Source organism: Streptomyces xinghaiensis S187 (genome assembly GCF_000220705.2).
Lineage (GTDB): Bacteria > Actinomycetota > Actinomycetes > Streptomycetales > Streptomycetaceae > Streptomyces > Streptomyces xinghaiensis.
Genome location: NZ_CP023202.1, coordinates 6,984,758 through 7,002,110 on the forward strand (window position 1 = coordinate 6,984,758; position 17,353 = coordinate 7,002,110).

Consider the following 17,353-nt stretch of genomic DNA (forward strand, 5'->3'; position numbering starts at 1 on the left):
ACCGGCCGAGCGAACACCTCTGCCGCCTCGCATTCCGTATCCCACCGGATCATCAGAGGCGGAGCAGGAGATCATCGACGACGCGCCGAGCTCTAAGTGGCCAGCGACGTACGGCAAGACCACGTGCAGCGCGGGCTTGCTCGGCGGCCAGATGCCGTCCCGTGACGGTGACGGGAGCGTCGTCGCCGAGCCCTCGCAGCATGCCGTCGTAGGGGCAGCCCACCTCGCAGCCGTCCTCGCGGCGCTCAAGGGTGCCGGTGGTCAGGTGGTACAGGTGAGCGCCGGTGTCGGCGATCCCGCCCGGCGCGGTCGTCATGGTGATGAACTGGTTCAGCTGCGCGGCCGCGGCACTGGTGGAGAAGACGAAGACGTTCTCCTTGCGGCGCAGCGGATGGTCGACGGGCAGGCCGGTGATGTAGGCGGGGTCGTCGAGGGAGCCGTCGCGTTCGGCGCTGACGTGGGCGGGGTCGTACTGGCCCAGGCATTCCAGGCAGGCGCGTCCGGGGGCGGCGATGTGGGCGCGCCATTCGGCGCCGCGCAGGCGTCCGCCGCGGGCGTCGACGGCGATGCCGCCGTCGACGACGGGGATGAGGTGGGTGCAGGCGAGGAGGTTGAGGACGGCGCGGGGCCAGGGCCGGTCGACGCAGGAGAAGATCACGTCGCAGTCGGCCGCGGCGGCGAACCCAGCCGGTTCGACCACGCTCAGCTCGTACGGCGTCGCCCGGAAGTGCGTGGCGGTGGCCGCGCGGCGGGCGGTTCGGGCGGCGAGACGGGCCTTGGCCCGGTGCAGGCGCACGTCACGGATGGTGGCGTGCAGGAGCCGGTCGAGGTTGACCTCTTCGACGGTGTCGAAGTCGAACAGGCTCAGGCGCTGGATACCGGTGCGGGCCAGGGCTTCGACGACGAGCATGCCGACCGAGCCGCATCCGACGACACCGACATGCAGGCGGGCCAGGTCGTCTTGGGTTGCCTGCCCCCAGGCGGAGACGGTGCGCAGCTGCCGGTTCGTCGCCGCCGGCACAGGGAGAAGACGGTCGTTGAAGGTGATCGTCAGGTGGCCGCCGACCACGCGGACGTTCTCCGCCTCGGTGGGGGTGAAGCGGCGGGGGGCCTGCTGCTGCCAGATGCGGGCGCCGAATCCGGCATCGGTGCCCGCGAAGGTCAGACCGACCAGCGGGCGGCCGGTGATCACCTGGGTCTGCGCGGCGAATGACGTCTCGGCCGCGTGGTCGATGCCGTTCAGGCTCTGCCATCCGCGGCCTTGAGGATGGGCGTGGATGAAGCCGAGCCCGCAGCCGTGCTCAGCTGCGAGGGCGGCGGCGCGCAGGAAGTAGGCGCTGGTGAAGTCCACCGTGCCGTGCACGATCCGCTCGCCGTCCTGCGGCAGCACCACCTCGGTGAGCAGGGCGGTGGTGCGGCTGGCGCCGGTGCTCGGCTGCCACAGCACGAAACAGCAGTCCTCCTGCTCGTCCGCACGGCGCAGGTGGCCGGTCAGGTGCCGGGCGACCTCGCTGGTCATCGCGACCGAGAAGCAGCTGATCATGCGGAGGGTCCATTCTCCAGCTGCGTGAACAGGGTGCGCAGGTGCCGCAGATAGCCGCGGACCGTACGATCCTGCGCCCAGTCGGCGGGCGGCCGGCTCCAGTGCTCCCACCCCTGCCCCAGCGGAGAAGTGTGCACCGCACCGTGGGGGTGCCCCAGGCGGGGGGCGATGTGCGGGCCGTGCGGGGCTGACAGCGGCCAGTCGGGCACCAGCTCCAGGCCGATGCGTACCGTCGTCCCGGCCCGCGGGCCGACCTCGATGAGGTAGTCGAAGACCGCGAAGTTGCCGCTCTGCTCTACCGCGTAGCCGGCGCGGCGCAGGCCCGCGAGCATCCCCGCGGGCCCCGCCTCTGGCACCACCGCGGTCATGCGGTCGGGGTCGGGCCGGTGGAGACCGACACGAACGTCTCCCGCTCGTGCACGCTGATCTCCTCATTCCCGCGGCCGGCGAACGAGTGCTGGTGCCGCCCGGTGATCCGGACCAGGTAGTGCGTGCCCACGTCGATACCGGCCAGGCCCAGGATCGCGTTCGGCGTCGTATGCTTCGGCACCTCCACCGGCTCGGCGTCCACGGTGACGGTCACCATCTTGTACCTGGTCTCCTGGTGCTGGGTGTCCGCAGTCGTCATGACGACCTCCTCTCCCCCGGCCCACCACAGCGGGCCGGGATATGCGAAAGGCGGGCTCGAAGCCCGCTACTTGCTCTTCTTTCGAGCCGCGCGACGCGCGCTCGTTCACCGTCGTCGACGGGTGCCTACGCACCGTCGACTGCTTCACGAACCGACCCGTGACCGCACTCCGACCACGCTTCCCACCAGACCCACTCGCCTTACTGGACCTGCCCGGCACGACGCACCTCCTTCCAGATCTAGCCGATCTGACCTGCAAGAACCCTTCATCACGAAGAAGATTTCATACACCCAATAGGTGGATGAAACTTTTCTTGATCGAGAGAGTAGCATGGAAGCGACAGGTATACACAAGAGGTCTCTGGGGCTGCCGGTGGACATCGCCTTCGACGACGCGGAGCTCGCCCGCGTCTGCAACAGCGACGCGGCACGCCGGGCGCGCTACGGACCGGAGGCCGCCGTCACCCTCCACAGACGCCTCGGCCAGATGGCCGCCGCCGACCACCTGGCCGACCTGCATCACCTCGCGGCCGCCCGGCTACGGTCCGACCCAACCGACAGCGGCGTCAGCCGGATCGTCTCGCTCGGAGACCACGGCCACCTCGTCGTACGCCCCCGCGACGACCCGCCCGCCACTCACCACGACGGCACCCTCGACGAGCACTCCGTACGTGCCCTGATAGTCACCGCGATCGCCATCACGCGATGACCGCCCCCGCCGCCCTCGCCTCCCCGACCTCAGAGAGGCACCACCCGTGACCCCGCCTCCCGCCCCGCCCTTCGTCTACGCGCCCGACTCCGCCCGGCCACCCGGCGAGACCCTCAAGGAACAGCTGGAAGCGCTCGGCATCCCGCAGGCCGACCTCGCCCGGCGCACCGGCCTGTCCACCAAGCACATCAACCAGATCGTCCAGGGCACCGCGGTCCTCACCCCCGAGACCGCGCTCCTCCTCGAGCGCGCCACCGGCATCCCGGCCTCCATGTGGAACCAACTGGAAGCCGCCTGGCGCACCCACGCCACCCGCCAGCAGGAGCTCCAGCAGCTCAGCAAGCGCATCGACTGGCTCGACAACTTCTCACTGACCGAGCTCGTCAAGCGCAACATCCTGCCGAACAAGAACAGAAGCGCGGACAACCTCCAGCGTCTGCTGGCGTTCTTCGGCGTCGCCGACCCAGGCATCGCCGAAGACCTCTGGCGCAGCTACCGCACTGCCTTCCGCCGCTCCACCGTCTTGAAGACCGACGACTACGCCACCGCGGTATGGCTGCGCCAGGCAGAACTCAAGGCCCGCGCCCTGCCCTGCCAGCCGTTCGACCGCGCCGCCCTCACCGCCCTCCTGCCCAGCCTGCGCGCCCTCACCCTGGAAGACCCGGCAACCTGGCCCAACCGCATCACCCATCTATGCGCCCAGGCCGGCGTAGCCGTCGTCTTCCTCCCCGCCCCTCCCCTGACCAGCGTCTCCGGCGTCACCCGCTGGCTCACCCCCGACAAAGTCGCAATCGCCCTCAGCGACAGGTTCAAAAAAGACGACCACTTCTGGTTCACCGTCTTCCACGAGATCGGACACACCCTCCTGCACGGCAAGAGACTGACCTTTCTCGACAACACCGACCGCGCCGACGAACGCACACCCGAAGGTGACCGCAGCGAAGAAGAAGCCGACGCCTTCGCAGCCCAGACCCTCATCCCGCCCGAGCACAACGCCGCATATCGACGCCTCGCCCGCAGGCCCATGCCCTTCGACAACATCAAAGCCTTCGCCCGCCAGGCCGGCATCGCCCCCGGCATCGTCGTCGGCCGCCTCCAGCACGACGGCGCCCTGCCCTGGACTCACGGCAACAACCTCAAACGCCCCGTCCGCTTCCCCCACAACGGCCCCGCCGAGGACCAGCCACAGTGACCGACCACACCCGCAAAGGCACAGTCGCAGCACCGGGCTCCCCCGACTTCGCCCTGCACACCCTGGGCTGGCGAGCATTCCAGGACCTGTGCGCAGCCGTACTCCGCGAAGTGTGGGCACAGTCCGTACACACCTTTGCCGACTCCAACGACGGCGGACGCGACGGCGCCTTCTACGGCACCTGGCAACAGCCACCTGACCCGATCGGCGTCCAGGACCTGCCCGACGGCCCATTCGTCCTGCAGTGCAAACACACCAAGAAAGCCGACGCCACCCTCGCGCCCTCGGATCTCGACGACGAGTTCGCCAAAGTCCAGGCTCTGGTGGAACGGGGCCTGTGCGGTAGCTACGTCCTACTCACCAACGCGCGGGTCAGCGGCACCTCGGAAGCCACCATCCGACGACGGCTGCTCGATGCCGGCGTCGCGTACCCGCTGGTCCTCGACGGCCAGTGGATCTGCGACACCATCGCCACACGCCAGCGCCTGCGGACCTTCGTGCCCCGCGTCTACGGACTCGGCGACCTCTCCCAAATCCTCGACGAACGCGCCTACACCCAAGCACAGGCCCTGCTCGGCTACCTGCGAGAGGAACTGGCCACCTTCGTGGTCACCGACGCCTACAAGCATGCCGTCCAAGCTGTGCAAGACCACGGCTTCGTCCTGCTGCTCGGTGAGCCAGCCGTTGGAAAATCCGTCATCGCCGCAACCTTGGCCATGACCGCCCTCGACGCCTGGGGCTGCCTGACCGTCAACGCCCACGATGCAGATGGACTGGTGCGGCACTGGAATCCGCACGAACCGAACCAGTTCTTCTGGATCGATGACGCCTTCGGCGCCGTGCGCCACGAACAGCAGCTCACCGACAGCTGGTCCCGCCACATGCGACACGTCATGACCGCCGTCCGCGGCGGAGCCAAAGTCGTCCTCACCTCGCGCGACTACATCTACCGCGACGCACGGCCCTACTTGAAGGAATACGCCTACCCCCTGCTGCACGAACAGCAAGTCGTCGTCGACGTCGCTCAACTACCCCTGCAAGAACGCCGCCAGATCCTCTACAACCACATCAAACTCGGCGACCAGCCACGAGAGGTCCGCGCAAGGATGAAGCCACATCTCGACTCCGCAGCCGAAACGGAGCCGTTCCACCCCGAGGTTGCCCGACGCCTCGGGCAACAGGCCTTCACGCGCCATCTCGAACCGACCAACCGCGGCATCACCGATTTCATGGCTCGCCCAACAGCCTTCCTCCGCGACGTCTACGCCGAACTAGGCCCCGACGAAAAGGCCGCCCTCGCCCTGGCCTATCAAGCAGGCGAGCAACTTCCCGCACCGCTGACTCTGGACGCGTCGCAAATCGATGTCATCAACCGGATCGGGAGCACCCCCGCAGGCGTCAGCCGCGCCCTGCTGGCCCTAACCGGAACCTTCCTGCGCTTCGCCTCACCGCCCGGCAGCGACTCAACGACCGGATGGTCGTTCCGCCACCCCACCCTGCAGGAGAGCTTCGCCGAATTCATGGCAGCCAATCCCAACCTGCTGGGTATCTTCATCAACGGCTTAAACTGGCGGACCCTTCTCACGCGCATCGACTGCGGAACGCAACAGCAACGTGGCACGCTACTCCGCGTCCCCCCCGTCCTCTACCCAGCTGTCATCAAACGCCTACTCGCTGTCGAATCGCAGGTGAGGGACGGCCGCTACTACCTAGCAGAGTGGTACAACTTCTTCGCTACGCGATGCCCTGACACGTTCTTGCAGCTATACACGGAGGAAAATACTCAGTTCAAAGAACGGATGATGCAGTTCATCTCGTTCTTGGACTCCGCCCACGAGCCAAAGGTCCTGGCTCGCCTCCACGAAGCCGGACTGCTGACACCGAAGGAACACAACCGTCTACGAGAAAGGGTCGCCGAACTAGCGATCGAGATCCCGGACGCCGCCTGGCTGCGCCAGCCCGAGTGGGATGTCTTGTTCAGTGACACCGACCGCGAATACCTTCTCCAGCGAGTTCGCGAGGAGCTCATTCCCAATCTCGAATACACCCTGGATACCTGGAGAAGCAACCTTCCTTCCGGAGAAGACCCCTACCAGTACTACGGGGTGCTACAAGATGAGCTACGAACTTACCTCGAAGCTTTTGAGCAAGACGCCGAAACTGCGAGTTCTCTCGACCGAGCTATCACCAACGTAGAGGAAGCAGCCACCTCCTACGACGATTACGACCCCGAGCCAGGTGAAGGTCCGTACACCAGACACCTCGCAGACCTCTCACACCAGGCCCCCCCACGTAACCGCAGCATCTTCGACGACATCGACAACTAACGACCGCACGACAGCAACGCTACTGACACAGCTTCCCGGCAAAACCCGAAGTGACGACGCCGCACACTCTTCCTCGATCGGTAAAACGGACGAGGGGCACATGACGGCCGGGGACATGGGCCGGCCGTGGGCGGCGATCCACGACAACAGCCGGATCCCCGTGGACTTCCGGCTGTACCTGACCGCGACTCCGCGGATCCTTGCCGCGCCTAGGCCGCAGCGGGGCCGGGACGGGCGGGAGGTGGTGATCGCGTCGATGGAGGACGACTCCAGCACCTACGGCCCCCGGATTTTTGATCTTGGGTTGGCGGAGGCGGTGGAGCGGTCGATCCTCGCGGGGTTCGAGATCGACGTGCTGGAGATCCGCGACCCGGACCCGATCCTGGGACTGTCCGAGGACGCGCTGCGTGGCCGGCGCATGGCCCTGCTCCAAGCAGCATTGCTGGAGCACGCGGCGCAGCAGAATCTGCACACCACCATGGTGTTCCACCAGCGGGTGGAGGAGGCGGCCGCGTTCGCCGAGCAGATGCCGCGCACCGCCGCCGAGCTGCACGCCTCCGAGGCGTCTGCGGCGGCCCTGGCCGGGGCGGAGGAGCTGCCCGCGTCGTCGATCGACGCCGAGCTGTACGAGCTGGAGGAAGGCCGTCACGTGCCTGCGGAGCGGGTGTGGGCGGACTGGCTGTGCGGGGACCATCCCATCGCGCACCGACGTGAGGTGATCCACCGGTTCGCCAACGGCATCGATGCCCAGAACCGGCGGGTGCACCGGGCGTTCCTCTCCTCGGTACGCGCTCTCGGGGTCGGGGTCGACATCACCGGACTACGCGGGGTCGAGGCCGTGTGCATCGTCGGCTCGCGCAGCTCCCAGGTCGACATCGTCCAGAACATCGGACGCGCCCTGCGCCCCAACCCCGACGGCACGACCAAGACCGCACGGATCATCATCCCCGTCTTCCTGCAGGCCGGGGAGGACCCGAAGGACATGGTCGCCTCGGCCAGCTACCAGCCCCTGGTCGACATCCTCCAAGCCCTGCGCTCGCACTCGGAACGCATGGTCGACCAGCTCGCCTCCCGCGCCCAGACCCGCGGTACCGAACGCCGGCGCAGGCATCTCCGCCCCTCCCCCGCCTCCGCGGCCGGCCCGGAGAACGAGGACGAGAGCGAGGAGGCCAGCGAGGCGCAGCAGGAGGTCGACCGGGTCACCTCGGTCGTGGTCAACTTCGCTACCCCCCGCGACGCCGCCGACATCGCCGCCCTCACCCGCTGCCGCGTCATCCGACCCCAATCACTCGTCTGGCTCGAGGGCTACCAAGCCCTCACCCGCTGGCGGACCGAGAACGAGATCACCGGCCTGCACGCAGTCCCGTACGACACCGAGGCGACCGTGGGAGCGACGAAGGACTTCCCGCTGGGCCGGTGGGTCCACCAGCAACGCCGCGCACACCGCGCAGGCGAACTCGACCCCCACCGCAAGACACTCCTCGACAACGCCGGAATGGTGTGGGAACCCGGCGACGAAGCATGGGAGACCAAACTCGCCACACTCTGGACCTACCGGCAAGCCACCGGGCACCTCGCACCCCGGCAAGACGCGGTGTGTGGCGAGGGCGAGGCGATGGTGCCCATCGGGCAGCACATGGCCAACCTCCGGAGGAAGGGCGGCCTCGGGAAGGACCCGGAGCGGGCGGCGGAGCGCGCGAAGCAGCTGGCCACGGTCGATCAGGACTGGAACTGCCCGTGGCCGCTGGACTGGCAGCGGCACTACCGTGTCCTCGCGGACTTGGTCGACGCCGACGGCGTCCTGCCGGCCATCGAACCCGGGGTGCTGTTCGAGGGCGACGACCTGGGCAAGTGGCTTCAGCGGCAGAAGAATCCGGGCACCTGGGCGCAGCTTCTCCCCGAGCAGCAGGAGCGGCTGTCGAAGCTGGGCGTACAGCCCGCCGAGGCCCCGCCTGCCCCCCGGCAGCCGCTCGTGCGACGAAGGGGCCCGACCAAAACACAGCAGGCCTTCCAGCGCGGTCTGACCGCCCTCGCCCAGTGGGTGGAGCGGGAAGGTACGAACCGGCCGGTGCCGAGGGGCCACAGCGAAGAGATCACGGTCGACGGCCAGGAGGAGCCGGTAGCTGTACGGCTGGGCGTATGAGTATCGAACACCAAATCGAGGCGAGACAAGCTCACCCAGGAACAACTGGAGGCGCTGCGGGAGCTAGGCGTGGAGTGGGCGTGAGCACGCCACCTCGCTCGTCGTTGAGCTGAGAGGTCAGCGAAGTGGAGGCCCCGGGACGTCGTGCCCCCCGGGGCCTTCGTCATGCACGCTGACACCGGGTGCGCTCCGACCTCTCCCCCAGTGATGCCCCCCGGTGGTCGTCGGCGGCGCCTTGAGAACAGTGGAGCCCAGATCAGCCTTGGCCTGGCTGCGGCACTTGAGACGGACCGGCGGGTGGCCGGTCAAGGAGCGTGGCGAAGAAGCTGGCGAGCAAGGGCTGGGCGCGGTCGCGGTCGCGGAGTTCGTCGTGGCCGAACCGGAACACCTCGTAGCCGCGGAGCTTCAGGTCGCGGTCGCCGGCCATGGTGGCGGCGTATTTCGCGCTGTCGGGCTCGGTTCCTTCGTTGCGGGTGTAGTGCTGCATGCCGTCGACTTCCAGCACCACGCGCCGGGTGCCTGGGAGCAGCATGAGGAAGTCCATGCGCAGGTTCTGCATGACGTGCGCGCCGCGTTCGCGGAGGGTCTTGGGGTCCCAGTGCAGCCATATCTCCGGCAGCAGGGCGGGAACGTCGTTCAAGTGGTCCCGGTTGGCGTGGTGGTAGTGCCAGAACAGGTTCTTCTGTCCTGGGGACTTTGGTGGCAGTGAAGCCTCCATGCGGCTGTAGAGGGCCCGCGCCGCCTGCTCCTGATCAGTGATATTCCGGGATTCCTGCCACCAGGACAGGAGGTGCCGCCAAAGCAGTCCCTCTTTGCCGATGGGGCGGTCGTAGACCAGCACCTCGTCGGCGCGTTCGGCTACCTCGATGTCGTTGTCGAGGGCGCTGGTGAAGCGGATGTCGGGCTTGCCCAGGGTGGCGAAGATGAGGTTGCGGGGTCGGCGCGCGGTTCCGCGGCCGTGCTCGACGAGCTGGAACTGGGGGTAGCCGTCCGCCTCTGCGTGCTGGCTCAGCTGGGCGCCCGCGGGGTTCAGGTGCCGGTTGGCCAGCTCGACGAAGCGGCGCTGCGCGGGCTCATCGGGCAGGACAGCGGGGGATGCCAGGCCCTCGAGGAAGTGTCCGAAGCGGGGGTGCGGGGCTTCGAAGGCACCGAGCTGCTCGAAGAAGTGCTCGGTTGTCCAGTCGTCCGGGAACCGGATCACATGGCGTTCGATCTGGCTGCGCAGTCTGTCGGTCGTGGTGGTCCATCCGCCGAGTGGATCGTTGTCCAGGTGCCATACTCGGCTCAGCAGAGCCATGAAGCGGTCCGGGTAGCCGAGGTGGTCGGCCAGATCGAATTCTCTGGCCAGCTCGCGCCTGGTCCGGCTCGGGATCTGCACGTGGTGGCGGCCGAGCCACAGAGCATCCTGCAGCGCCATTCGTTCGGCCTGGTCCAGCTTCTCCTGCTCAAGAACCGCGTCGGCGACGTCTGGCAGACGGTTGTCGGGGCAGGCATTCAGGCTGGCCACCAGGCGCTCGTGCTTGGTGTTGCCCTCGCTGGGCACGGGAAGGCCGAGGCGCTCGCACAGCGCCGGCAGTTCCTTCGCGGTGTAGCGCGTGTACAGCGTGAGGAGCACGTCGTCAATCAGCCTCCGCAGCAGCGCCATGTCCATCTGTTCCCCCATCCCCTGATGATGAGCGACGCCCGGACACGATTCCACCCTGCCCGTTCACCTTGCCCCGGCAGCCACATTCGCAGTGCACTCGCACACCGCTCGCAGGGTCCTCAGGGTGCCGAGCCGCTGCTTGCCTGCGCTGAAGATCTTGTGCACTTCCTCCTGGCTGGCCTGGTTGAGGATGCGTCACCCCCGGCTGGCCAACGGAATACGGAATCACCAGCCGTGTGGAGTACGGCCGGTTACGCTCCCGGAATGGATCACGCGTTCGCTGTGCGTAAGTTGACGGAGTTCCTCGATCTCGTCAGCCAATACCTCTTCGAGGTGGATCTCGCTTCAAGTGCCATTGGGAAGGAGTGGCCAGACTGGCCGCAACAGCTTGTCGTGCAGGAAGCAGTGGCTCGGCAGATCGCCAACGCCTACTCTCCTGGCCTGGGCGACGTCGAACGCGATGACATGGAGAACGAAGCCACCTACTGGCATCGGGTACGCACCGCCGCCGCTCAGGCGCTCGGGTTGGCCTCCTCTGCTGAGGAGATAGCAGTCTTCCTCCGTCCCACCTCTCCAGCCATCGCCGCCGACTCCCTCCATCCGTGGATCTGGGACCCGGCCGCACCTCTCTGGGCTGCCGAGGCTCGTCAGGACGCGGTCCTCGCTGCAGCCCGCACCGTGAACCGCCGACTTCAGCAGAAGCTCGGACGTCACGACATCGGCGAAACTGATCTGTGTATGCAGACCTTCGACCTCAAGGAAGCCCAGCCAGGAAAACCGCGACTGCGGTTCCCGGGCGACCGTACGACGGCGACGTGGAAGGCCCGTCAGGAGGGGGCGAAGTATTTCGCTGCCGGCGCCTTCCTCGCCATTCGCAACGTTGCAGCCCATGAGGAGGTTGTGGACTGGTCTCGTCAGGACGCTTTGGAGCATCTGGCTGCTCTGAGCGTCATCGCTCGCTGGGTCGAAGAGTGCACGACCGAGCAAGCGCCGCCATCCGACCAGGCTCAGTAGCAGATAGCCGGAAACCCCCTGAACGCTGGAGCACAGAATCGACGCCGGGGAGATTCCGGAACCCGATCAGTTGCGGGACGTGGCGAAGATGTACGGCGAGGTGCCGGAAGAGCATCTGCTGCGCTGCGGCCCGGAAGCGGACGGGACACCAGCCCGGCTCTGGCCATGGCCGGAACCAGACACGATCGAGCCCTGAAGACAGCCGGCCCTGCGACCTTTCTCCAGTGACTGCTGTGCAGGTCTCGGCAGCAGCCAAGAGGAGCAGCCGGGTGCTCCGGCCGCCGGTAGTCACTCCAAGGCCACCGCGTCGACCGGAGTCTCGACGGACGGGGCGGTGGGGGCGGGGCGGTGGATCAGTCCGCCTGAGTGACAGGGACGGGTACGTTGGGGCAGTCCGCGGCCAGACCGGCCAGCCGGTCCTGCTCGGCCGTGTCCACTGACAGGCCCCAGCGGAGTTTGACGGCGGTCCAGTCGCCGATGTAATGGCAGACCACCGCCCGGTCCGGCAGCCACTCGGCAACGTCCCGGTCGGCCTTGGAGCGGTTGGAGCCGGCAGTGACCGCCACCAGGGCTCGGGGGTCACCGAGGTCGTTGGCGTAGGCCTCGCGCCGTTGGGCGGACCAGGAGTGGGCGCCCGAGTCCCAGGCTTCGGCCAGCGGCACCAGGTGGTCGATGTCCAGCCCGCGGGGGCCGGCCACGTGCCGGTCGTCGTACCAGGAGTGCCACCGGCCGCCACTCAGGGTGCACCGTCCGGTCACGACCGGCGGGTCAACGGCCTCTTCCAGTAGGACCTCCGCCCGGGTGGTGCAGCCGTCCCGGTCGGCGTCGATCCAGTGGCGGAAGGCGTCCCGCTGGTACCCGGTACGGTCCTCGGCCGCGACCGGCAGCGCGGCCACCGCCGACCGCAGCGGCAACGTGAACTCCTGGGCGACGGGCACGGCGGGTTCAGCATGTGCCGGCGCGGTGGCGGCGAGCACGGCGAGGGCGATGGCGGCCAGGCCGGCACGCAGGAGAGATCTCATGCCCGGTACATGGGCCACCGCGGCAGCACCCATGCGCCAGCCGCCCGCAGACCGCCCGACGGGGTGAAGCCGGCCATCAGCGCTTGACCCAGGCGGCCAGGTCCGTCGTTGTCTTGGCACCGCCCAACGGGGCAGGCCGGAGCCCGTCGGTGCGCGGTTCAGCGACCGTATCGCCGCCGAAGCGCTGGAGAGCGACCGGCCGCGTTCAGTCGCTGCCCTGGACACTGCGGGAAAAACCCATGTCAAAGCAGGAAATGGGCACCATGGAAAGCGACTGAAGCGACTGAAGCTCCCTATCTATGACGCGCACGCACGCACACGGGAATGTCTTCATAAGCCCGAGCTCGGGTCGCTTCGGTCGCTATCGGTTTCTGTCGCTGCTCTGACCTGCGGTTTCAGCCCCCGGGCAGGGCAGCGACTGATTAGCTGGGTCGCTTCTGGATCGGTCGCTGGCGGCTGCTGGGGCAGTCAGAAGGGCCGGAAGAACCATGATGGCTGGGTGGTAGGGGAGCGCTTTGTCCACCCGGGTACCGCTTTTCAGTCGCTAGCGGCCCTGCCCCAGGAGCTGTCTGCCGCCGCCGGATCACCGCCCTGCGGCGGCGGGACCGTCAGCCCTTGGGAAGCGTTATGCCGAGCTCTCTCATCGCATCGGACGGCGGGCCGCCCTCGGAGCGCTGGGTCTTGTAGCCCTTGACGCCTGGGGCAACCGTGCGAGGGTCGATCGCCTCGGAGGGGGCCCCGGAGGCGTAGAGGCCGTCGGGCTGGCCGTCGCGGTCGTGGGGAAGCAGCCAGAAGACGCGGCGCAGGAAGGTGCCCGAGGCGCGGGAGGAGCGGGCCTCGGGGCCGAGGAGGGCATAGCCGACCATGCGGCCGTCGCGGTGGTAGGCGGGCTTTCCGCGGCGGGTGGGGAGTCGCTCCAGGCTCTGGCGGACGTAGTCGAGGGTGTTGATGTCCTCCAGCCACACGAGTTCGGTTTCGTGGGCGAGCTGCTCGGGTTCGATGAGGGCGCTCATGAGGTCTCTCCCACTTCGGCGTTGAGGCCGATGCCCGGGTAGTACTTGCGCTGGTTGGACAAGATCATCTCTTTGGGGGTGGCGATACCGACAGTGTCCCGGACACGGGCGGCGAAGGCGCGGGAGGAGACCGGGTTGGCCCCTTCGAGCTGGCACCAGTTCCGGTAGGCCGTGTAGAGGCTGGTCTGCTCGGCCCGGTGGGCGGGGTCGAGGGTGCAGCACTCGGTGAGGAAGCGGCCGGTGTGGTCCTCGGTTTCGGCGTAGGCGGTGGTGGCGACGCGTACGCGTTGTGGCCCGGTGAGGTCGCGGTCGCCGTTGAGGTAGCGGCGGGCTCCGGTGATGAGCCAGTGCAGGATGCCGGGGCCTTCCTCGGTGACGAGGACGTCGGCGAGGTTGTCGACCTTGCGGTCGTCGGCCACGACTCGCTCGAACGGGATGAGCTGGATCCGGCGCCAGAAGGCGTAGCCACCGGTGCCGACCTCGGGGCGGTGGTTGCCGAGCAGCCAGAGTTTGTGGGTGGGGTTGAAGCTGAAGAAGTCCTGGCGCATGCGGCGGGCCTTGATGCGGTCGCCGCCGGTGAGCAGCTTGACGCGGGCCTCGTCGAAGCGGTCGCCGGGCTTGAGTTCGGAGCAGACGATGATGCGCCGGCCGTGCAGTTCCGCGAGGTCGGTGGGGTGGCCCTCGAAGGGGCGGGCCATGAGGAAGCCGGGCGGAGCTGCGTCGGCGTAGTCGCCCAGGAGTTTGACCATGACGTCGAGCAGGACGCTCTTGCCGTTCTTCCCGTGCCCGTAGAGGAACGGCATGATCTGCGCGCCGACGTCCCCGGTGATGGAGTACCCCAGCAGCTGGTGCAGGAAGTCGATCATCTGCCGGCCCTCGGTGTCCGCGCCGAAGGTGTCGGTGAGGAACCGCTGCCAGCGCGGCGTGGGCATGTCCTTGGGCGCGACCGTGGTGGCCCGGGAGTGGCAGTGCTTCTCCGGGTCGGGTGACTGGAGCAGGCCGGTGTTCAGGTCGACTACGCCGTCGGGTGTGCACAGCGCGTACGGGTCGGCGTCCAGCAGCGACGCGTTGAGCACCATGCCGGGTGCGGCCTTGGCCTGCATCAGCATGGCCTTCATGCCGGAGGTCGACAGGGCGCGGCGGCGGTGCCGACGGAGGGAGGAGGCGGGGTGTCGGCCGGTGGGGTCGGTCTCGGCGAGGGTCTCGGCCATCTCGCCGGCCGCCCAGAGGACCTTGTCGTCCTCGTCGATCTCCCAGCGGTGGCCGCTCCAGCGGTACCAGCCCAGTCCTGGCACATGCCGGAAGTCGCGCCCGTACAGCTGCACGAAGAGTTTGGCGTTGCCGCGGTCGCTGAGGCTGTCGGGGAGCAGCCCGTGTTCCGTCACCGTTGCGGTCTGCGCGGTGGGACGGGCGCCCTGGGGCGGCACTGTCGGCTGGTTCGCCGCGGTGGGCGCGGGGCCTTGGAGGATTTGCCGGGCCACCTCCATCGGGTCGAACAGCCCGTCTCCCGGAGTGTCGTTCACGTACGTTCTCCCACCACGAGCGGACGTCGCATACCGGCGGCCATCCCGCTCCGGACGATGAGTGCGGCCCGGCGTTCCTGCCCGGGCCGCGCGTGTTCGGCCGCTGCCAGCAGCGCGGCCTCCGCCGACCGGGCCTCCACATGGCCAGCGGCCACCAGCCCTCCGGCGGTGTACGCGGCACGGTTGAGCTTGTCGGTGAACCCGGCGCCTTCCGCGACGGCGGCGCAGTCGGCCACCGCGGCGAGCACCGTGGCTAGCGTCCGGCCCGCCACGGCGCGGCCACTGCCGGCACCGATGACCGCTTCCCGTCCCCGGTCGGGAACGGCAGGCCGGGCGGGGTGGGGAACGGCGGCCGGGAGGTGGCCCGTTCTGGCGAGTTCGGTTGCCAGCCACTGCGGCAGCGGCGCGGGGCGGCGGCAGGGCCCGACGGGGGTGTAGGGGCCCGCGTCGGTGACCGTGCCCGGAGCGACGATGTAGCCGCCCTCGCCCCGAACGTCCACCTGCCAGGCCAGCGCCCGCTGCCCGCTCGAACCGGTGGAACAGCGCCAGGGCTGGCCGGGGGCCGCCTCGTACCAGACGTGCATGCCGCCCGATGGGGTGCGCACCCGCAGGGTGTTGGTGTCCTCGGCGGGATCGGCCTGCCCGCGCAGGGCGGCCAGCAGTGCCAGGCTGTGGAAGCCGTGGCGCAGGCCCCGCAGATCGACCTCGTCGTGAATGGCGATGCCCGGCAGCAGGCGCTCGCGGTCGGGCAGCGGTGCCTGGTGCGCGTCGATGTCGATGACGACCAGGCGGGCGGGCCCGCACGCCACGCCGACACCGAAGTGCGGCTGCCGTTTCCACCAGGCGCGGATCCGTTCCGGGTCGGTGGTCGCGGCGTGGAAACCGTGGCACCACCGGCCCCGCCGGAGGCAGGCGCAGCCGCGTGGGCTGTGCCGAGTGTCCCTGCAGGTACGGCAGTTGGCGGCCGGTGTCTTGCGTTTCGGGGCCAGGGGGTGCACGGGCCAACCCCGCGCCGCGCACCACAAGGCGGTCTCCACCGGGCTGCCATCAGGTAGCGACTGGGCGGGAGGCGCTGAGTCGCTGGAGGAGATCCGCAGGTCAGACACTATGGAAACTCCTCTCAGCGACCGAAGCGACTCAAGCTTGGGAAATGTTCAGCACAGGCTAGCGGAGAGTGCCGCACCAGTCCCGTAGGACGTCTCCGACACAGTGGAGGAGGGGGCCTGCGGACCGGGTGTGATGGAGGTGTCGACCAAGTCGAACGTCGCCTGTTCGGCACGGGCCTGGCGCACATCTGGGCTGATGGCGACTACACCGGCCACCTCACCAACTGGACTGACCAGTACCTCGGAGTCATCCTGGGCATTGTCCGCCGCAGCGACGACGATGCCCGCATCGACGGCATCCGCCACCCCTGCGACATCTCGGCCAACAATGGACCAAGGCTCCCGCGACAACTGCGATCTCATGTCCGACCGGCAGAAAACGCACATGAGGTTCGAAAGAGAACGACCTCTCAGGCCGGCCAACCTCTCCCCTTCACCAACGCGCTGCTACAGCTTCGCAACTTTGGGCGCATCGGTCGCCTGTCGCCCGTATCAACGTTTTCATGGCCGCCACACCGCCCCGCCGCTCCGGCCGCGCCGCTCGTCTGCAACGGGTCGCCCGTCGTCGCACCCGCACCGCGCCCCGTCGCGTTGCCGCTCCGATCGGGTCCCGCCCACCAGGCCGACGCCGCCGCACCCCCGCGCCCGTGTCTCCCGCCGCCCGGCAGGCGGTTGTTGCCGCGTCGGCGGACCGGTGGACGCGCATCCAGCAGGCCGCGGGTACCCTGGCCGCCCTGGGCACCCTCGCCGTGATCGTCTTCACCTGGCTGTCGATCCAGCAGGTCGACAACGAGCACGCCCTCACCCGCGAGGGGCAGGTCACCGACCGCTACAACGCCGCCGTCGGCAACATCGGCGAGGACTCCCTGGAGGTACGCCTGGGCGGCATCTACGCCCTGCAGCGCATCATGGAGGACTCCGCCCGCGACCAGCCCTCCGTCATCAACGTCCTGTCCACCTACATCCGCAACCACGCCAAGAAACCGAAACCAGGCACGAACACCCCCGAGAACCCGACCAGCGACATCCAAGCGGCCCTCACCGCACTCGGCAGCCGAAACCCCTCCCATGACAGCACCGCCCACATAGACCTGGATGGCGCGGATCTGGACGACACGGACGTGAACGGCACGGACCTTCGCGGCCCGGACCTGGGCGGCGTGAGCCTGCGCGGCGCGGATCTGGACGGCGCGGCCCTGGATGACGCGGATCTGGACGGCGCGGACCTGCGCGACGCGGATCTGGATAACGCGGCCCTGCGCTTCGCGGCCCTGCGCTTCGCGGACCTCCATGGCGCGGACCTGCGCGGCGCGGATCTGCATGGCGCGGACCTGCGCGGCGCGCACCTGCGCGGCGCGGACCTGAGCTTCGCGAACGTGCGTGTTGCGGACCTGCGCGGCGTGAACCTGGACGGCGTGAACCTGCGCGGCGTGATCTTGGACGAAGCGGGGGGGTAGCGCCCCACTCCGCTTGGGACAGCGACTCGTC

14 protein-coding genes and 1 pseudogene are annotated in these 17,353 nt (G+C 68.5%); 6 read left to right on the forward strand and 9 right to left on the reverse strand.

What is annotated here, in order from left to right; translation table 11 throughout:
* Positions 1 to 52: 52 nt before the first annotated feature.
* Genes SXIN_RS29960 through SXIN_RS31425 form a run of 3 tightly spaced genes read right to left on the reverse strand, consistent with a single transcriptional unit; the run spans position 53 to position 2,171 of the window.
* Entirely contained in the window at positions 53 to 1,543 is a 1,491-nt protein-coding gene (locus tag SXIN_RS29960) for a ThiF family adenylyltransferase (RefSeq protein WP_019711941.1), read from the reverse strand.
* Positions 1,540 to 1,911, reverse strand: coding sequence for a hypothetical protein (locus SXIN_RS31420; RefSeq protein WP_157916363.1), 372 nt, complete (start codon positions 1,909 to 1,911; stop codon positions 1,540 to 1,542). Before SXIN_RS31420 ends, SXIN_RS29960 begins: the two co-directional genes overlap by 4 nt.
* The gene (locus SXIN_RS31425; RefSeq protein WP_019711943.1) at positions 1,908 to 2,171 is read right to left on the reverse strand and encodes a hypothetical protein; all 264 of its coding nucleotides are present in this window, start codon (positions 2,169 to 2,171) and stop codon (positions 1,908 to 1,910) included. Before SXIN_RS31425 ends, SXIN_RS31420 begins: the two co-directional genes overlap by 4 nt.
* 331 nt (positions 2,172 to 2,502) lie before the next feature.
* On the opposite strand from SXIN_RS31425, the gene SXIN_RS29970 reads away from it, so the two are divergent.
* The 4 genes and pseudogenes from SXIN_RS29970 to SXIN_RS29985 form a co-directional block, all read left to right on the forward strand.
* Positions 2,503 to 2,880 (forward strand): hypothetical protein, encoded by a 378-nt coding sequence (locus SXIN_RS29970; protein WP_095757831.1) that lies wholly within the window; start codon positions 2,503 to 2,505, stop codon positions 2,878 to 2,880.
* 46 nt (positions 2,881 to 2,926) lie between these two features.
* Positions 2,927 to 4,072, forward strand: a complete 1,146-nt coding sequence (locus SXIN_RS29975; protein WP_019711945.1) for a helix-turn-helix domain-containing protein — start codon at positions 2,927 to 2,929, stop codon at positions 4,070 to 4,072.
* On the forward strand, positions 4,069 to 6,399 hold the full coding sequence (locus SXIN_RS29980; RefSeq protein WP_019711946.1) for an nSTAND3 domain-containing NTPase: 2,331 nt from the start codon (positions 4,069 to 4,071) through the stop codon (positions 6,397 to 6,399). Before SXIN_RS29975 ends, SXIN_RS29980 begins: the two co-directional genes overlap by 4 nt.
* 88 nt (positions 6,400 to 6,487) lie before the next feature.
* Positions 6,488 to 8,626 (forward strand): annotated as a pseudogene (locus SXIN_RS29985) (helicase associated domain-containing protein); the annotation flags it as partial.
* Between the two features lie 172 nt (positions 8,627 to 8,798).
* Here the strand turns inward: SXIN_RS29985 and SXIN_RS29990 are convergent.
* A complete protein-coding gene (locus SXIN_RS29990; protein WP_019711948.1) occupies positions 8,799 to 10,205 on the reverse strand; it encodes an AbiJ-related protein in 1,407 nt (468 codons plus the stop codon).
* 246 nt (positions 10,206 to 10,451) lie between these two features.
* Here SXIN_RS29990 and SXIN_RS29995 point away from each other — a divergent pair, with 246 nt between their 5' ends.
* Positions 10,452 to 11,201 carry a TIGR02391 family protein gene (locus SXIN_RS29995; RefSeq protein WP_019711949.1) on the forward strand — a complete coding sequence of 250 codons (750 nt, stop codon included), beginning with the start codon at positions 10,452 to 10,454 and terminating at the stop codon, positions 11,199 to 11,201.
* A 353-nt stretch (positions 11,202 to 11,554) separates the two neighbouring features.
* Here SXIN_RS29995 and SXIN_RS30000 read toward each other — a convergent pair whose 3' ends face one another.
* From SXIN_RS30000 to SXIN_RS30020, 5 genes are all read right to left on the reverse strand, one after another.
* On the reverse strand, positions 11,555 to 12,223 hold the full coding sequence (locus SXIN_RS30000) for an HNH endonuclease family protein (protein ID WP_019711950.1): 669 nt from the start codon (positions 12,221 to 12,223) through the stop codon (positions 11,555 to 11,557).
* A gap of 608 nt (positions 12,224 to 12,831) precedes the next feature.
* Positions 12,832 to 13,236: a DUF6009 family protein gene (locus SXIN_RS30005; RefSeq protein ID WP_019711951.1), complete on the reverse strand. Its 405-nt coding sequence runs from the start codon at positions 13,234 to 13,236 to the stop codon at positions 12,832 to 12,834.
* Positions 13,233 to 14,723 carry a DNA primase family protein gene (locus SXIN_RS30010; protein WP_095758264.1) on the reverse strand — a complete coding sequence of 497 codons (1,491 nt, stop codon included), beginning with the start codon at positions 14,721 to 14,723 and terminating at the stop codon, positions 13,233 to 13,235. The genes SXIN_RS30005 and SXIN_RS30010 overlap by 4 nt, the downstream gene beginning before the upstream one ends.
* Before the next feature lie 32 nt (positions 14,724 to 14,755).
* Positions 14,756 to 15,757 (reverse strand): bifunctional DNA primase/polymerase, encoded by a 1,002-nt coding sequence (locus SXIN_RS30015; protein ID WP_019711953.1) that lies wholly within the window; start codon positions 15,755 to 15,757, stop codon positions 14,756 to 14,758.
* A 156-nt stretch (positions 15,758 to 15,913) separates the two neighbouring features.
* The gene (locus tag SXIN_RS30020; RefSeq protein WP_019711954.1) at positions 15,914 to 16,171 is read right to left on the reverse strand and encodes a hypothetical protein; all 258 of its coding nucleotides are present in this window, start codon (positions 16,169 to 16,171) and stop codon (positions 15,914 to 15,916) included.
* A 341-nt stretch (positions 16,172 to 16,512) separates the two neighbouring features.
* Here SXIN_RS30020 and SXIN_RS30025 point away from each other — a divergent pair, with 341 nt between their 5' ends.
* On the forward strand, positions 16,513 to 17,322 hold the full coding sequence (locus SXIN_RS30025; RefSeq protein ID WP_019711955.1) for a pentapeptide repeat-containing protein: 810 nt from the start codon (positions 16,513 to 16,515) through the stop codon (positions 17,320 to 17,322).
* Positions 17,323 to 17,353 lie beyond the last annotated feature (31 nt).